This window comes from Burkholderia pulmonis, from assembly GCF_984667975.1.
This window is the reverse complement of sequence record NZ_OZ480186.1, coordinates 1,054,372-1,069,577: the sequence shown is the minus strand read 5'-3', so window position 1 is coordinate 1,069,577 and position 15,206 is coordinate 1,054,372. Positions and strand designations below refer to the sequence as shown.

Below are 15,206 nucleotides of genomic sequence, written 5' to 3'. Positions count from 1 at the left end.
ATGTCACTCGACACGAACAACGTCCGCCAAGGCGGCTGCGGCTCGGGCCAATGCGCGTGCAAGAGCGCCGCGCAGGCACGCGAGCGCGACCCGTTCGACGATACCGACTACGGCACGCCGCAACGGCACGCCGATACCGACGTCACGCTCGAAATCGACGGCCAGCCGGTCACGGTGCCGGCCGGCACGTCGGTGATGCGCGCGGCGATCGAAGCCGGCGTCAACGTCCCGAAGCTCTGCGCGACCGATTCGCTCGAACCGTTCGGATCGTGCCGGCTGTGCCTCGTCGAGATCGAGGGCCGGCGCGGTTATCCGGCATCGTGCACGACACCCGCCGAAGCCGGCATGAAAGTCCGCACGCAGTCGGACCGGCTGCAGTCGCTGCGCCGCAACGTGATGGAGCTGTACATCTCCGACCATCCGCTCGACTGCCTCACCTGCCCGGCCAACGGCGACTGCGAGCTGCAGGACATGGCGGGCGTCGTCGGGTTGCGCGAGGTGCGCTACGGCTTCGACGGCGCGAATCACCTGAAAGACAGCAAGGACGAATCGAATCCGTACTTCACGTACGACCCGTCGAAGTGCATCGTCTGCAATCGCTGCGTACGCGCGTGCGAGGAAACGCAGGGGACGTTCGCGCTGACGATCGCCGCGCGCGGCTTCGAATCGCGCGTCGCCGCAGGCGAAAGCGAATCGTTCATGGCGTCGGAATGCGTGTCGTGCGGCGCATGCGTCGCCGCGTGCCCGACGGCCACGCTGCAGGAAAAATCCGTCGTGCAGCTCGGGCAGGCCGAACACTCGGTCGTCACGACCTGCGCATACTGCGGCGTCGGCTGCTCGTTCAAGGCCGAGATGAAGGGTACGCAGGTGGTGCGCATGACGCCGCACAAGAACGGCCTCGCGAACGAAGGCCACGCGTGCGTGAAGGGGCGCTTCGCGTGGGGCTACGCGACACACAAGGACCGCATCACGAAGCCGATGATCCGCGAGAAGATCACCGACCCGTGGCGCGAAGTGAGCTGGGACGAAGCACTCACCTACGCGGCGACGCAATTCCGCAAGCTGCAGCAGCAGTACGGCCGCGATTCCATCGGCGGCATCACGTCGTCGCGCTGCACGAACGAGGAAACCTACCTCGTGCAGAAGCTCGTGCGCGCCGCGTTCGGCAACAACAACGTCGATACCTGCGCACGCGTGTGCCATTCGCCGACCGGCTATGGCCTCAAGACGACGCTCGGCGAATCGGCCGGCACGCAGACGTTCGCGTCGGTCGGCCAGGCCGACGTGATCGTCGTGATGGGCGCGAACCCGACCGACGGCCATCCGGTGTTCGGCTCGCGGCTGAAGCGGCGCGTACGTGAAGGCGCGAAGCTGATCGTGATCGACCCGCGCCGCATCGACGTGGTCGACGGCCCGCACGTGAAGGCCACGCACCACCTGCAGTTGCGCCCCGGCACCAACGTCGCGATCGTCAACGCGCTGGCGCACGTGATCGTCACCGAAGGGCTCGTCGCCGACGCATTCGTCGCCGAGCGCTGCGAGACGCGCGCATTCGAGCAATGGCGCGACTTCGTCGCGCACGCCGACAACTCGCCCGAAGCGACCGCGGACGTGACTGGCGTGCCGGCCGAACGGGTACGCGAAGCCGCTCGCCTCTATGCGACAGGAGGCAATGCCGCGATCTATTACGGACTGGGCGTGACCGAACACGCGCAGGGCTCGACGACGGTGATGGGTATCGCAAACCTCGCGATGGCGACCGGCAACATCGGCCGCGAAGGCGTCGGCGTCAATCCGCTGCGCGGCCAGAACAACGTGCAGGGCTCGTGCGACATGGGCTCGTTCCCGCATGAGCTGCCCGGCTACCGGCACATCGGCGACGCGGTCGTGCGCACGCAGTTCGAGCAGGCGTGGTCGGCCACGCTGCAGCCGGAACCCGGGCTACGCATCCCGAACATGTTCGACGCGGCGCTCGACGGCAGCTTCAAGGGGCTCTACTGCCAGGGCGAGGACATCGTCCAGTCGGACCCGAACACGCAGCACGTGTCGGCCGCATTGTCGGCAATGGAATGCATCGTCGTGCAGGACATCTTCCTGAACGAGACCGCGAAATATGCGCATGTGCTGCTGCCGGGTTCGACCTTCCTCGAAAAGGACGGCACGTTCACGAACGCGGAGCGCCGCATCTCGCGCGTGCGCAAGGTGATGCCGCCGCTCGCGGGCTACGCCGACTGGGAAGTGACGCTGCTGCTGTCGCAGGCGCTCGGCTACGACATGCACTACACGCATCCGTCGGAGATCATGGACGAGATCGCGCGGCTCACGCCGACCTTCTCGGGCGTGTCGTACGAGAAGCTCGACGCGCTCGGCAGCATCCAGTGGCCGTGCAACGAGCATGCACCGGAAGGCACGCCGACCATGCACATCGACACGTTCGTGCGCGGCCAGGGCCGGTTCGTGATCACGAAGTTCATTCCGACGCCGGAAAAGGTCACGCAGCGCTATCCGCTGATCCTGACGACGGGCCGCATCCTGTCGCAATACAACGTCGGCGCACAGACGCGCCGGACCGAAAACGTGCAGTGGCACGAAGAGGATCGCCTCGAGATCCATCCGCACGACGCACAGGATCGCGGGATCCGGACCGACGACTGGGTCGGCATCGAATCGCGTGCCGGGCATACGGTGCTGCGCGCGCTCGTGACGGAACGCATGCAGCCGGGCGTCGTGTACACCACGTTCCACTTCCCCGAATCGGGCGCGAACGTGATCACGACCGACAGCTCCGACTGGGCGACGAACTGCCCCGAATACAAGGTGACGGCCGTGCAGGTGATGCCGGTTGCGCAACCGTCCGACTGGCAGCGTGCGTACGCGCGCTTCAGCGCGGAGCAGGTCGACCTGCTCGAGCGCCGCGCAGCGGCGTCCGACACCGTGACGGCAGGCAAGTGAGGCAGCGATGAACCACGAACACCTGATCGACATGGCCAACCAGATCGGCGCATTCTTCGAATCGATGCCCGACCGGGACGAAGCGCTGACCGGCATCGCCGAACATATCCGGCGCTTCTGGGAACCGCGGATGCGTCGCGCGTTTCTCGCGGCGCTCGACGATCCGTCCGGCGACGGCGCGCAGCGCGCGCTGCCGATCGTGCGCGACGCGATCGCCGCGCATCGCGCCGCGCTCGTTCCCGCCGCCGCACCCGCCTGAGCGCGCGGCTACGCGGAGACCGACATGCCCGCGAACCAGCTTTCGCAGTGGCGCAGCAGCGCGTTCGCGTCGGTTGCCGTGCGCCCGCGCGCGGCAACATAGCCGTCGGGCCGCAACAGATAGAACGACGGCCGCGAGCGGCCGTATTCCTGTGCCAGCCCTGCCGCACCGTCGCCTTCGGCATCGGCGACGCGCCACACGCGCACCGCTTCCGGCATGATCCGTTCGAGCCCCTGCGCGAGCGCCTGCGCATCGGCCTGCATCGGCGGCGCCTCGCCGGCGTCGGCGCTCACCGGCTCTTCCAGCAGCAACAGCGTGAAGCAAGCCGGATCGTGAAGATCGTATAGCCGCGCCGACCCGGGCGCCCGGCCGAGCGGCCCGTCGAGCACGTGCACGAGTGCGTCGGGCGCCCGCTCGCCTGCGCGCGGCCCGCCGTCAAGCACGCGCTCGAGCGTGAGCGGACTCTTCCGGTACTGCACGCCGAGTTCGCTGACCGTGCGCCGCACCGCGTCGCGCATCGGCCCGAATGACGCCAGCAGCGGCACGACGTGATCGCGCAGCAGCTTCATCGCACCGCGCTCGGCTTCCACGATCTGCGTGACGAAACCGGTCTGCCGCAACACGTCGCGCTCGATCGGGTGGCGCTCCGCGTGATACGTGTCGAGCAGCCGCTCGGGCGTGCCTGCGCCCAGCACGCGCGCGAGCTTCCAGCCAAGATTGAACGCCTCCTGGATGCCGGTGTTCATGCCCTGCGCGCCGGCGGGACTGTGGACGTGCGCGGCGTCGCCCGCGAAGAACACGCGGCCATGACGCAACCGGTCGACCATCCGGCTGTGCAGGTGGAAATAGGACGACCACGCGAGATCGCTCGGCGAGATCGACACGCCGGCACGCGCGCGCACGATCGCGTCGCACTCGGCGAGCGTCGGCGTCGGCGCATCGGGCGATGCATCGCTGCGGGGCGGCCGGTCGGCCACGAGCCGGTAACGGCCGTCACCCATCGGAAACAGGCCCGCCATGCCTTCGGGCGACGTGAACAGGTGGATCTCTTCGTCCGGCCAGTCGGGTATCGCGGCGAAATCGGCCAGCAGGAACGTCTGTTCGAACGCATGCCCGGCAAAGCCCAGGCCGAGCAGGTGCCGGACCGTGCTGTGCGCGCCGTCGGCGGCGATCAGGTATGACGGCGCGAACGACTCGTCGCGGCCGTCGGCGCAGCGGATCGTCACGTCGAGCGACGTGCCGCTCGCGTCGCACGCCGTCAGCGTCGCCCCGCGCTCGACCGTCACGCCAAGCCGCGCCAGGTGCTCGGCCATCAGGCGCTCGGTGACGCTCTGGTCGAGAAACAGCAGATACGGGTAGCGTGTTTGCAACGGATCGAAATCGAGCCGCGCGATCACGCGGCCGTCGGCATGCAGCGCGGCCGCATGCGCGCGATGGCCGAGCGCGAGAAACGGTTCGACCGCGCGATGCTGCTCCAGCAATTCGAGCGTGCGCGCCTGGATGCCGATCGCGCGCGAATACGGCGCGGGCACGGCGAGCCGATCGATGATGCGCACCGGCACGCGGGCCCGCGCGAGGCTCATCGCCGCGGCAAGGCCGGTCGGCCCCGCGCCGACGATCAGCACGGGCGGGATATCGGGCAGTGTGTCAGCCATGAGAACCTCGATGACACGCGATCATGCAAGTCTACGCCGCTCCGCGTGACGGGGCCATATGCCGACCGGCCGACGCGCGACACCATCGCGCGGTGTGGGAAAATAGCGCTTTCCGTCAGTTTTCGCGTCATGGATTCCGCATTCGACCGGGCGTACGCCGCACACCGGGCAGGCCGCCTCGCCGAGGCCGAGCACGGCTATCGCAACGCGCTCGCCTCCAACCCCGCCGACGCCGACGCGCTCCACCTGTTCGGCGTGCTGCGGCACCAGCAGGGCCAGCACGCCGAAGCGGCCGACCTCGTCGGCCGCGCCGTCGCGCTGCGTCCGGGCGATGCCGCGCTGCAGCTCAATCTCGGCAACGCGCTGAAGGCGCTCGGCCGGCTCGACGAAGCGATCGACCGTTTTCGCAACGCGCTGACGCTCGCGCCCGAATTTCCGCTCGCGCACTACAACCTCGGCAATGCATATGCGGCGCTGCAGCGTCACGACGATGCGATCGATGCATTCGGCCGCGCACTGCGGCTCACGCCCGACGACGCATCGATCCACAACAATCTCGGCAATGCGCTGAACGCGCTCGGCCGTCACGACGACGCGCTCGCCGCGTTCGGCCGCGCGCTCGAACTGCGGCCCGGGCACGCGGGCGCGCACAACAACCTCGCAATGGCATTGAACGCGATGGGGCGCGCCGATGACGCAATCGCGCACTTCCAGGCCGCGATCGCCGCGCAGCCGCGCTTCGTCGCCGCGCACTTCAATCTCGGCAACACGTTCGAAGCGGTCGGCCGGCATCCCGAGGCGGCGGCCGCGTTCGAAGCCGCGCTCACGCTGCACCCGCCGTTTCCGCTTGCGCTGTTCGGGCTCGCGAACGCACTCTGCGCGCAAGGCCGCCATCGCGACGCACTGCCCTATTATGAGCGCGCGGTCGGCCTCGATCCGTCGTTCGGCCTCGCCTGGCTGAATCTCGGCAACGCGCATCATGCGCTCTGCGCACACGAGATGGCGCTGCGCGCGTTCGAGCAGGCACTGCGCGTCGCCCCCGATCTCACGCTCGCGCGGCTGCACCGCGCGGTCACGCTGCTGACGCTCGGCGACTTCACGCGCGGCCTGCCCGCGTACGAAGCGCGCCACGCAACGCCGGGGGCGACGTCGCTCGGCACGCTGCCGCGCTGGCAAGGCGAGCCGATTGCGTCGCGCACGCTGCTGATCCGCGCGGAACAGGGGTTCGGCGACACGCTGCAGTTCGTCCGCTTCGTGCCGCTGGCCCGCGCACGTTGCGCACGTGTCGTGCTCGAAGTCCAGCCGGAACTCGTCGCGCTGCTGGCGCCGGCCGCGTCGCGCTGGCGCGTGACGCTCGTCGCGCAAGGTGCCGCAAAGCCGCCCGCAGCGGACGTCGCCTGCACGCTGATGAGCCTGCCGTTCCTGCTCGGGCTTCAGCCGGACGACATCGTCGGCGGCTCGCGCTACCTCGACGCACCCGACGGCGCTCGCCGGCGCTTTCGCGGCTCGCTCGGCGGGCAGTCGAAGCGCAAGTTCGGCCTTGCGTGGTCGGGGCGCCGGCAGGCGCAGGAAAACCGCTCGATGCCGTTCGATGCGCTCGCGCCGCTGCTCGCGCTGCCGGACATCGACTGGATCGTGCTGCAGCCCGCCCTCGACGACGACGAGCGTGCATGCGTCGACGCACATCCGCGCGTGCATCGCCTAGACGGCCGGCTGAACGACTTTGCCGACACGGCTGCGCTGATCGAGCGGCTCGACGGCGTCGTCACGATCGATACGGCTGTCGCTCACCTCGCGGGCGCGCTCGGCAAGCCGTTGTGGGTCATGCTGCCGTTCGCGCCCGACTGGCGCTGGTTCACCGGCGACGACTGCCCGTGGTATCCGCGGGCCCGGATCGCCCGCCAGCCGTCGCCCGGCGAATGGCTCGACGTGGCGGCCGCGGTTGCCGGCAAGCTGCATTCGGCCTGAGCGCAGATAAAAAAAGGGAGCGCGCTGCGCTCCCTTTTCAATGTGATGCGCGGTCCACGCCGCGCACGAGGCAGGCGCCGGTCAGGCCGCCTTGTACTGGTTGCGCGCCTCGGACGTGCGATACAGCACGAGCGTCGCGATCAGCCCGCAGATCGCGGCCACGCTCAGCCACAGCCCCGGCGCCGCCTTGTTGCCCGTCTGGTGGATCAGCAGCGTCGAGATCGCCGGCGTGAAGCCGCCGATCGTCGTCGCGAGACTGTACGCGAGCGAGAAGCCGGCCGTGCGCACGTCGGCCGGCATCACTTCGGTCAGCGCAACGACCATCGCGCCGTTGTACGACGCATACAGGAACGACAGCCACAGCTCGACCGCGAGCAGCCGCAGGAACGACGGATCGCCGACGAGCCACAGCACGGCCGGGTAAGCCGTCAGCAGCGTCAGCACGGTGAACGTGATCAGTACCGGGCGGCGGCCGATGCGGTCGGACAGCGCGCCGGACAGCGGCAGCCACACGAGGTTCGAGATCCCGACGCAGACGGTCACGACGAGCGCGTCGAGCGACGACAGGTGCAGCACTTCCTTGCCGAAGGTCGGCGTATAGGCCGTGATCATGTAGAACGACACCGTCGTCATGATCACCATCCCCATGCCGGCAACCACGATGCCCCAGTTGTCGAGCATCGAGCGCATGATCTCGCCCATCGTCGGACGATGACGCTTCGCGAGGAACTCGTCGGTCTCCTTCAGCGAACGGCGGATCAGGAACAGGAACGGCACGATCAGGCAGCCGATCAGGAATGGAATGCGCCAGCCCCACGCAGTCATTTCCTCGGCCGGCAACGCGCGGTTCAGCAGCACACCGACGAACGCGGCGAACACGACGGCCACCTGCTGGCTGCCCGACTGCCACGACGTATAGAACCCCTTGTGCCCCTTCGTCGCGATCTCCGACAGATAGACCGACACGCCGCCGAGTTCGACGCCGGCCGAGAAGCCCTGCAGCAGCCGGCCGAGCAGCACGAGCGCCGGCGCGAGCACGCCGATCGTCGCATAGCCGGGTACCGCGGCCACCGTGAGCGTGCCGAGCGCCATCAGCCCCAGCGTCAGGATCAGCCCCTTGCGACGGCCGTGATGGTCGATGTACGCGCCGAGCACGATCGCACCGACCGGCCGCATCAGGAAGCCCGCGCCGAACACCGACAGCGACAGCATCAGCGACGCGAATGCATTGCCGCTCGGAAAGTAGGTTTTCGCGATGGCCGACGCGTAATACCCGTAGACCATGAAATCGTACATTTCCAGGAAGTTGCCGCTGACGACCCGGAAGACGGTGCGGACTTTCGATTCCTGCGCGATGGCGTGTGACGCTGTGGACATGTTTTTCTCGCTCAGCTCGAATGGCGCGAATCTGCGCCGCATGGACCCGACGATGCGCGGCGCGTCAGGTCGGACCGGCGCACGCGGGCATCGCTGCCCGCCGGCGGCGCATCGCGCAACGACACGCGCACCGGCATGATTCGCGAATGATGCCACGCCAAGCCGACATTTGCCTTGTGTCGCCGCCATCGCCGCTGTCGTAGCCGTCGCGGCATTCGCCTCGTACGAGTCGCCCCGAAACGGGCGCAAAAATCGGATTGATCTGATCGACCGGCCTGCGCCGGCTGACCACAATGTCACGATTTGCGACGACATTTCCGCGCCGCGCCGGCACGGTTGCCCGTGTCGCACGGCGCACCGCCCTCATGACTCCATCGCCCCTTGTTCCCGTCGAAGGCGCACTCGCCCGCCCTCGCGCCACGCCGCTCGACCACATTCCGCCGTTCGGCCGCGAATGGCGATTTCGCGGCGCGCCCGGTGCACGGCCCAGCAAGAACTGCCTCGCGACGCTGACAACGTCGTGCATCGATGTCGACCAGCCGCACCGCGCGTGCCGCTGGCAGCCGCTGTCCACGGCGGCATCGGCGTCCGCTCCAGCCGCGTCGCCCGCCACGCCGGCTACCGCGACCAGCGGGCGCTTTCGTCATACCACCGGCAAGCGTCACGAGCGGCGTGCCATGTATGCAACCTGCTGGAGCATCGGCGCGCTCGGCATCATCGGCTGGCTGATCGCCGCGCATGAGCCATCCTGGCGTATCACCCCCGCGTTCACGATTCAAACGACGGGGCCCGTGCCGGATCACGCATCGTCGTTCAGCGGCACCGTGCAGGTCGCCACCGTTCAGTTGCGTGCACCGGAGCATGCAACGGCACCGCTCATTGCGTCGGCACCTGTCGTGAATACGGCCGAATCGCCACCGGCCCCGCACCGCGTCACGGCTCGCCCGGCAGCGCTGCATCCGGACGCCATTCCCGACTCGCCGCGCACCGTCGCTGCATCACCGCATCGCCCAAACAACCGGCACATCGCTGCGGCCACGGTCCGAACGCCCGCCGTCGCGCGACAGGCGACACCTCCGTCGATCCAGCGCAACGCAACCCGCTCCGTCACGCGCGATCGGCTCGTCACGCAACCGTCCGCAACCGGCACGCTCGACGATCCGCTTGCGCTGATCGCGATGGCGGACGCGCTGCGCACCGCCGGGCCTGCCCGCGCGTCGCATGCCACGGCCCCTGGTTTCGACTGGACGTCGCAACTGTCCCACCGCCGCTTGGCCGACACGCCGGACGCGTTCGCGCGCTGACGGCCGCCCAATAAAAAACCCGGCGAAGATCGCTTCGCCGGGTTTCGTCCGCCTTTTCCGTCCGTCTGACGAATCGTTACTTGTGCGCGGGCAGCCCCGTTTCGGTCTGCTTCTCGAGTTGCCGCACCTGTTCCTGCAGATCGCGCAACTGCATCTGCGCAGCACGCTTCTCGACCTGCAGCGCCTGCGTCTGCTCCTGCGCCGACTTCTGCCGCTGCGCGACTTCGGCCTGCTGGCTGCGCGCGACGCTCAGGTCGGCCTGCAACTGCTGCGCACGATTCGCCTGCAGCGCGATCACGCGTTCGAGAAATGCCTTCTGCGCCTGCAGCTCGGTACGTCGGATCTCGATATCGGCGAGTTGCACGGTCTGCTGGACGAAGTTCGCGTACACCATCTCCGCGCGATTCTTCTCCTGCGAGCGGATCACGCGCCACAGATTCTTGTCCTGGAACAGCGCGACGTAGTACGTCATCTCGCGCGGATCGAACAGCAGGCTCGCGCCATAGCTGCCGTTGTACGTCGTGCGCATCTCGACGATCCGGCCGTCGTGCAGCATCCGCGTCAGCTCGGCGACGTTGCCTTGTGCGGCGGCATCCGTCGCGGCAGCCGCGGGCGCCGCGTCGCCGCTCAGGCTCGTGACCGCCGGACGCGTACCGGCGACGGGAGCGGTCGCATCGGCGGACCAGGCCGTGCCCGCTTGCGCGCAGGCAGCCAGCGCAACGATCCACGTGGCGCATCGTGCAGGAAAGAAATTTCGGAAAGCCAACGTCAGACTCCGGCGAACGAATCGGGACTCGCGATTATCGTTCAAAACAAAACGGCCGCATCTCGAATTTATCGGGATGCGGCCGGCCTTCGTGCGACGCGGGAAATACGGCTTGCTACAGGCGCGTTTCGCGCGCGGCGCGCAGGAACGCATCGAGCAGCGGCGTGCAGTCGAGCAATTCGGAGCCGCCCGCACGATGGAACTCCGGGTGCCATTGCACGCCGACGACGAACGGCGAGCGGCGATGGCGAATGCCCTCGATGATCCCGTCGCCGGCCGAGACGGCCTCGATGTTCAGATCGCGGCCGAGATCGCGGATCGCCTGGTGGTGAATCGAGTTGACGATCGCTTCGCTGCGCCCCGGGAACATGCTCGCGAGCGTCGACGAATCGGGGAAGCGGATCGCGTGACGATGCTGATCGTAATGCTCGCTCACGTGCGCGTTCGCAGTCGGCACATCGGTGGCGATGTCCTGGTACAGCGAGCCACCGAACGCGACGTTGATCAGCTGGCAGCCGCGGCACACGCCGAGGACGGGTTTGCCGGACTCGACGAATTCATGCAGCAGCTCGAGCTCGTACATGTCGCGCACGCGATCGCCCGGCCATTCGGGGCGCGCATCCGACGCCGCGTAGGTTTGCGGCGACACGTCGGCGCCGCCCTGCAGCAGCAGGCCATCGAGATGCTTCGCGTAGTCGCGCAGGCGGATGTTGCTCGGATGGATCATGCCCTGGTGGCCGACGGTCGGAATCATGAACACGAGCACGTCGCGCGACATCACCCAGTGGGCGATCGATTCCTCGAGATACTGCAGCGTCTTGCCGCGCAACCCCTTCGCACCGGGCTCCGGATGGAAGATCCGCGCCGACACGCCGATGCGCAGCGTGCGTTGCGTGATGCGCTGGCCTGCACGGTCGAACAGCCGGCGCGCACGGGCCGCGACGATCCGGCCGAATACCGACCACGGCGTGTCGCTCTGCTTCAGGTAGGCCGGCGGCGCATTCTGCGCACTCGCGGGCGGCGGCCGCGGTGAATCGAAATCGGGTTGCGCGCCGAAACCGGGCGGCGGCGCGCCAGGCTTCGGCGGCGCGGCAGCGGCAGCGCGATCGACGGCGGCGCCTGCCGCACCGGGCGCACCCGGTTCGGATGCAGCCGTGACCGGCGATGCGCCGTCCGCGGCGACGTTCTGCGCGGCGGCCTGTGCGGCCGGCGCATCGGGCGCTTTCGCCGGATCGGGACGGGGAGAATCGGAAGAAACGGAAAAGGTGCCGGGCAGACCGGCCGGGGAAGGCGTGTTTTCGCTCATGACGATGGTCTGGTACGTCGCTCACGCGTATGAATAGACGAGGATTCATTATGCTTCAGTGCACGATCGCACGGCAAACCTGCAACATCCTGTCGATATTGTTGCAAGTCGGTGGCAAGTCGTGCCGGGGAGCGTCCCCGTTCCCGTACGGGCGGCGCAGGCATCATGCTGCCCGCACTGGACACCAGTGATATATCACAATAATATCCAGGCATCGTCCACGCTTCCCGATCACCCGCGCCATGATCGCGCCCCGTCCGGCCGCCGCGCCGCCACCCGCATGAGTACCCTGACCGACGTCACCCGCGACCGGCCCGCCGCACCGGCGGCCAGCCTCGCCGACCGCGCGTACGCGCTGATCCAACACGAAATCATCACGATGCACCTGAAGCCGGGCGCCGCGCTCAACGAAGCCGACCTCGTCGCGCGCACGGGGATCGGTCGAACGCCGGTGCACCAGGCCGTACACCGGCTCGTGCTCGAAGGGCTGCTGTCCGTGATGCCGCGCAAGGGCTTGATGGTGCAGCCGCTGTCGCTCGACGACATCGTTGCGGTGATCGACGTGCGGCGCATCAACGAAGCGCACTGCGCCGAACTCGCCGCCCGCCATGCAACGCCGGACGATCTCGCGCGCATGGCCGCGCTGCTCGACGACGGGCAGGCCTGCGTCGACACGCACGACGTCGAGGGGATGATGACGCTCGACCGCGCGTTTCACCAGGCGATCGCCGCGGCCGCGCGCAATGCGGTACTCGCCGAGATCCTGCGCGCGCTGCACGAGCGCTCGCTGCGCTTCTGGTTCGTCACGCTGTCCGAACCGCACCATCTCGCCGACGTCCAGCACGAGCACCGCGCGCTGTTCGACCGGCTGTCCGCGCGCGACGCCGCCGGCGCGCGTGCGGCCGTCGAAAGTCACATCGATTCGTTCCGCTCCACGCTTCTTCAACATCTTCGTCCCTGAGCCGCCCATGACCACCTTCACGCCCTTCCCCCCGCTCGCCCAGCTCGCCGCCGACCTCGCCGCCGGCCGGACCACGAGCCGCGCGCTCGTCGACACCGCGCTCGACCGGATCACCGATCCGTCGGGCCAGGGTGCCACCGTCTTCACCGAAGTCGATGCCGACAACGCCCGAGCGGCCGCCGATGCGCATGACCGGCTGCGCGCCGCGGGTACCGTGCTGTCGCCGCTCGCGGGCATTCCCGTGTCGGTCAAGGACCTGTTCGACGTCGCGGGCCAGGTGACGCGTGCGGGGTCGCGCGTGCTCGACGGTGCACCGGCCGCGCGCACCGACGCGGTCGCCGTCGCGCGGCTCAAGCGCGCGGGCGCGGTGCTGGTCGGCCGCACCAACATGAGCGAGTTCGCGTTCTCGGGGCTCGGGCTGAATCCGCACTTCGGTCATCCGCGCTCGCCGTATCACCGCGACGTGCCGGGCGATGCGCGGATTTCCGGCGGCTCGTCGTCGGGTGCGGCGGCATCCGTCGCCGACGGGATGGCCGCCGTCGCGCTCGGCACCGACACGGGCGGGTCGATCCGCATTCCGGCCGCACTGTGCGGGCTGACAGGCTTCAAGCCGACCGCAAGCCGGATCCCGAAGCAGGGCGGCGTGCCGCTGTCGACGACGCTCGACTCGTTCGGCCCGATCGGCCTGACGGTCGCGTGCTGCGCGCTCGTCGACCGGATGCTCGCGGGCCTGGAACCGCACGTGCCGGCTGCCCGGCCGCTCGAAGGCGTGCGGCTCGGCGTGCTGACGAACTACGTGACGGACGGCGTCGATGCCGACGTCGCGGCCGCGCTCGACACCGCGCTCAAGCATCTCGAAGCCGCCGGTGCGATCGTCACCGAGGTACGCTTCCCTGCGCTCGACCGGCTGGCCGAGATCAACCGCTTCGGCTTCTCGCCGATCGAGGCGTACGCATGGCATCGCCCGCTGCTCGCCAAGCATCGCGACCAGTACGACCCGCGCGTGCTCACGCGGATCCTGAAGGGCGAACCCGCGAGCGCGGCCGACTATCTCGACCTGCTCGCCGCGCGCGCCGCGATGCTCGACGAAGCCGCGCACACGGTCTGGTCGCGCTTCGACGCACTCGTCGCGCCGACGGTGCCGGTCGTGCCGCCGCGCATCGCCGACCTCGAAACGGACGACGACGCGTTCACGCGCACCAATGCGCTGATCCTGCGCAATCCGAGCGCGTTCAACTTCCTCGACGCGTGCGGGCTGTCGCTGCCCTGCCATCCGCGCGACGCGGCGCCGGTCGGCCTGATGCTGACGGCGGCGCCGCATCACGACGACGCGCTGCTCGCGATCGGCCAGGCGGTCGAAGCCGTGCTGAACACGATCCGCTGACCGCGCCAGCCGGTCGACGGCGGGCAATGTGCGCGGTGCGGCAGGTTGCCGCATGCGCGCTGTCAGTTTCGTGCCAGACCGTTCGCGCTAAAATCGCGCGATTGTTTTCCGGACCGACCGACGAGGAACCCCGCCGACATGAACGACTACACGCTTGCACTACGCCGCGAACGCCGCCTGCTGATGCTGCTCGGATGGGTGTGCATCGCCCTGCTGGCCGGTGCGCTGTACCTGCAGTATGTGAAGAACGAAGATCCGTGCCCGCTGTGCATCATCCAGCGCTACTTCTTCTGCGCGATCGGGATCTTCGCGTTCCTGGCCGCCGGGATCCGCAACTGGCGCGGCGTCTGGGTGCTCGAACTGCTGATCGCGATCGCCGCGGCCGGCGGCGTGGGCACGGCCGCCCGGCACCTGTCGATCCAGATGAATCCGGGCTTCAGCTGCGGTTTCGACACGCTGCAGCCGATCGTCGACAGCCTGCCGCCCGCGCAGTGGTTCCCCGGCATGTTCAAGGTCGCCGGGCTGTGCGAGACCGTCTACCCGCCGATCTTCGGCATCCTGCTGCCCGGCTGGGCGCTGATCGGCTTCGCGGTCATCCTGATCGCGGTCGTTGCGAGCCTCTGGCGCCATCGCCGCAAGCTCGCGGGCTGACCGGCCTGCCGCTTGCCGGCCCCGCGGCATGCGATGCGCGCCCCGCTCGACCGGGTCGCGCGCCGCCGGCGCCAACCGGCGCCCACCGACGCTTCCGCCGGCCGTCTCCGGCCGGCCGCGCGTAAACACCTACCCCGCCGCCGCCCGGATCCCCGGGTCGGCGCGCGTCGCGCGACTGCCGCGCCCTCGCCCCGTCACGCGTGCGTTTCGGCCCGATGCGCCTGCATCGGCGCCCCGATCCCGCGCGGCGGGCCTATGATCGACATGATCGCCTCCTGATAGCCCGGATCACCGCCCGGCGATGTTCGTGCCGCGTGGCGGTGCTATCTTCGGGACTGGATGGCGATCTACGTGCGCGAGGCCAGGCGGTCTCACCACCCCTGCGTAACGCGCGCCCGATCCGCAATGTCGACTGGATTCATCATGACAACGCAAACCATCCGCATCCGTCACCCTCATGGCGTCCGCGTGTCCGGCGGCGCCGTTCGCGCGCGTCGTCAGCGCGCTGCCGTCGCACCGCATCGGCCGTGCGGCCGGCCTGCCCTGCTCCCGTCCGTCCCCGTTGCCGCCACGCCCGCCAGCCCGCGCCGCGTGTCGTGCCGCGTCGTTCCGAACGGGGTGTG

At 68.9% G+C, this 15,206-nt stretch carries 11 protein-coding genes; 7 read left to right on the top strand and 4 right to left on the bottom strand.

Features of this window, described 5'->3' with window-relative positions; translation table 11 throughout:
• Both fdhF and AC5LXK_RS04985 read left to right on the top strand, forming a co-directional pair.
• On the top strand, positions 1 to 2,952 hold the full coding sequence (gene fdhF, locus AC5LXK_RS04990) for a formate dehydrogenase subunit alpha (RefSeq protein ID WP_493390579.1): 2,952 nt from the start codon (positions 1 to 3) through the stop codon (positions 2,950 to 2,952).
• Positions 2,953 to 2,959: 7 nt separating this feature from the next.
• A complete protein-coding gene (locus AC5LXK_RS04985; RefSeq protein WP_493390578.1) occupies positions 2,960 to 3,211 on the top strand; it encodes a formate dehydrogenase subunit delta in 252 nt (83 codons plus the stop codon).
• Positions 3,212 to 3,219: 8 nt separating this feature from the next.
• Here AC5LXK_RS04985 and AC5LXK_RS04980 read toward each other — a convergent pair whose 3' ends face one another.
• Positions 3,220 to 4,866: an FAD-dependent monooxygenase gene (locus AC5LXK_RS04980; protein ID WP_493390577.1), complete on the bottom strand. Its 1,647-nt coding sequence runs from the start codon at positions 4,864 to 4,866 to the stop codon at positions 3,220 to 3,222.
• A gap of 129 nt (positions 4,867 to 4,995) precedes the next feature.
• Between AC5LXK_RS04980 and AC5LXK_RS04975 the strand changes: the two genes are divergently transcribed.
• Positions 4,996 to 6,834: a tetratricopeptide repeat protein gene (locus AC5LXK_RS04975; RefSeq protein WP_493390576.1), complete on the top strand. Its 1,839-nt coding sequence runs from the start codon at positions 4,996 to 4,998 to the stop codon at positions 6,832 to 6,834.
• Between the two features lie 81 nt (positions 6,835 to 6,915).
• Here the strand turns inward: AC5LXK_RS04975 and AC5LXK_RS04970 are convergent, their stop codons facing one another.
• Positions 6,916 to 8,211 (bottom strand): MFS transporter, encoded by a 1,296-nt coding sequence (locus tag AC5LXK_RS04970; RefSeq protein ID WP_493390575.1) that lies wholly within the window; start codon positions 8,209 to 8,211, stop codon positions 6,916 to 6,918.
• A 365-nt stretch (positions 8,212 to 8,576) separates the two neighbouring features.
• On the opposite strand from AC5LXK_RS04970, the gene AC5LXK_RS04965 reads away from it, so the two are divergent.
• Positions 8,577 to 9,515, top strand: a complete 939-nt coding sequence (locus tag AC5LXK_RS04965; protein ID WP_493390574.1) for a hypothetical protein — start codon at positions 8,577 to 8,579, stop codon at positions 9,513 to 9,515.
• A 76-nt stretch (positions 9,516 to 9,591) separates the two neighbouring features.
• Here AC5LXK_RS04965 and AC5LXK_RS04960 read toward each other — a convergent pair whose 3' ends face one another.
• A complete protein-coding gene (locus tag AC5LXK_RS04960; RefSeq protein WP_493390573.1) occupies positions 9,592 to 10,281 on the bottom strand; it encodes a DUF2968 domain-containing protein in 690 nt (229 codons plus the stop codon).
• A 115-nt stretch (positions 10,282 to 10,396) separates the two neighbouring features.
• Positions 10,397 to 11,587, bottom strand: a complete 1,191-nt coding sequence (locus AC5LXK_RS04955) for a gamma-glutamyl-gamma-aminobutyrate hydrolase family protein (RefSeq protein ID WP_493390572.1) — start codon at positions 11,585 to 11,587, stop codon at positions 10,397 to 10,399.
• Positions 11,588 to 11,867: 280 nt separating this feature from the next.
• On the opposite strand from AC5LXK_RS04955, the gene AC5LXK_RS04950 reads away from it, so the two are divergent.
• The 3 genes from AC5LXK_RS04950 to AC5LXK_RS04940 all read left to right on the top strand — a co-directional run bounded on the left by AC5LXK_RS04950 (position 11,868) and on the right by AC5LXK_RS04940 (position 14,583).
• Positions 11,868 to 12,548: a GntR family transcriptional regulator gene (locus tag AC5LXK_RS04950; protein WP_493390571.1), complete on the top strand. Its 681-nt coding sequence runs from the start codon at positions 11,868 to 11,870 to the stop codon at positions 12,546 to 12,548.
• Between the two features lie 7 nt (positions 12,549 to 12,555).
• Positions 12,556 to 13,932: an amidase gene (locus AC5LXK_RS04945; RefSeq protein ID WP_493390570.1), complete on the top strand. Its 1,377-nt coding sequence runs from the start codon at positions 12,556 to 12,558 to the stop codon at positions 13,930 to 13,932.
• Positions 13,933 to 14,070: 138 nt separating this feature from the next.
• Positions 14,071 to 14,583, top strand: coding sequence for a disulfide bond formation protein B (locus tag AC5LXK_RS04940; RefSeq protein ID WP_493390569.1), 513 nt, complete (start codon positions 14,071 to 14,073; stop codon positions 14,581 to 14,583).
• The last annotated feature ends 623 nt before the right edge of the window (positions 14,584 to 15,206 follow it).

Coding starts and splice junctions, on each gene's coding strand:
- AC5LXK_RS04970 (WP_493390575.1), bottom strand. CDS start 8,211: ATGTCCACAGCGTCACACGCCATCGCGCAGGAATCGAAAGTCCGCACC.
- AC5LXK_RS04955 (WP_493390572.1), bottom strand. CDS start 11,587: ATGAGCGAAAACACGCCTTCCCCGGCCGGTCTGCCCGGCACCTTTTCC.
- AC5LXK_RS04945 (WP_493390570.1), top strand. CDS start 12,556: ATGACCACCTTCACGCCCTTCCCCCCGCTCGCCCAGCTCGCCGCCGAC.
- AC5LXK_RS04975 (WP_493390576.1), top strand. CDS start 4,996: ATGGATTCCGCATTCGACCGGGCGTACGCCGCACACCGGGCAGGCCGC.
- AC5LXK_RS04980 (WP_493390577.1), bottom strand. CDS start 4,866: ATGGCTGACACACTGCCCGATATCCCGCCCGTGCTGATCGTCGGCGCG.
- AC5LXK_RS04940 (WP_493390569.1), top strand. CDS start 14,071: ATGAACGACTACACGCTTGCACTACGCCGCGAACGCCGCCTGCTGATG.
- AC5LXK_RS04985 (WP_493390578.1), top strand. CDS start 2,960: ATGAACCACGAACACCTGATCGACATGGCCAACCAGATCGGCGCATTC.
- AC5LXK_RS04965 (WP_493390574.1), top strand. CDS start 8,577: ATGACTCCATCGCCCCTTGTTCCCGTCGAAGGCGCACTCGCCCGCCCT.
- fdhF (WP_493390579.1), top strand. CDS start 1: ATGTCACTCGACACGAACAACGTCCGCCAAGGCGGCTGCGGCTCGGGC.
- AC5LXK_RS04950 (WP_493390571.1), top strand. CDS start 11,868: ATGAGTACCCTGACCGACGTCACCCGCGACCGGCCCGCCGCACCGGCG.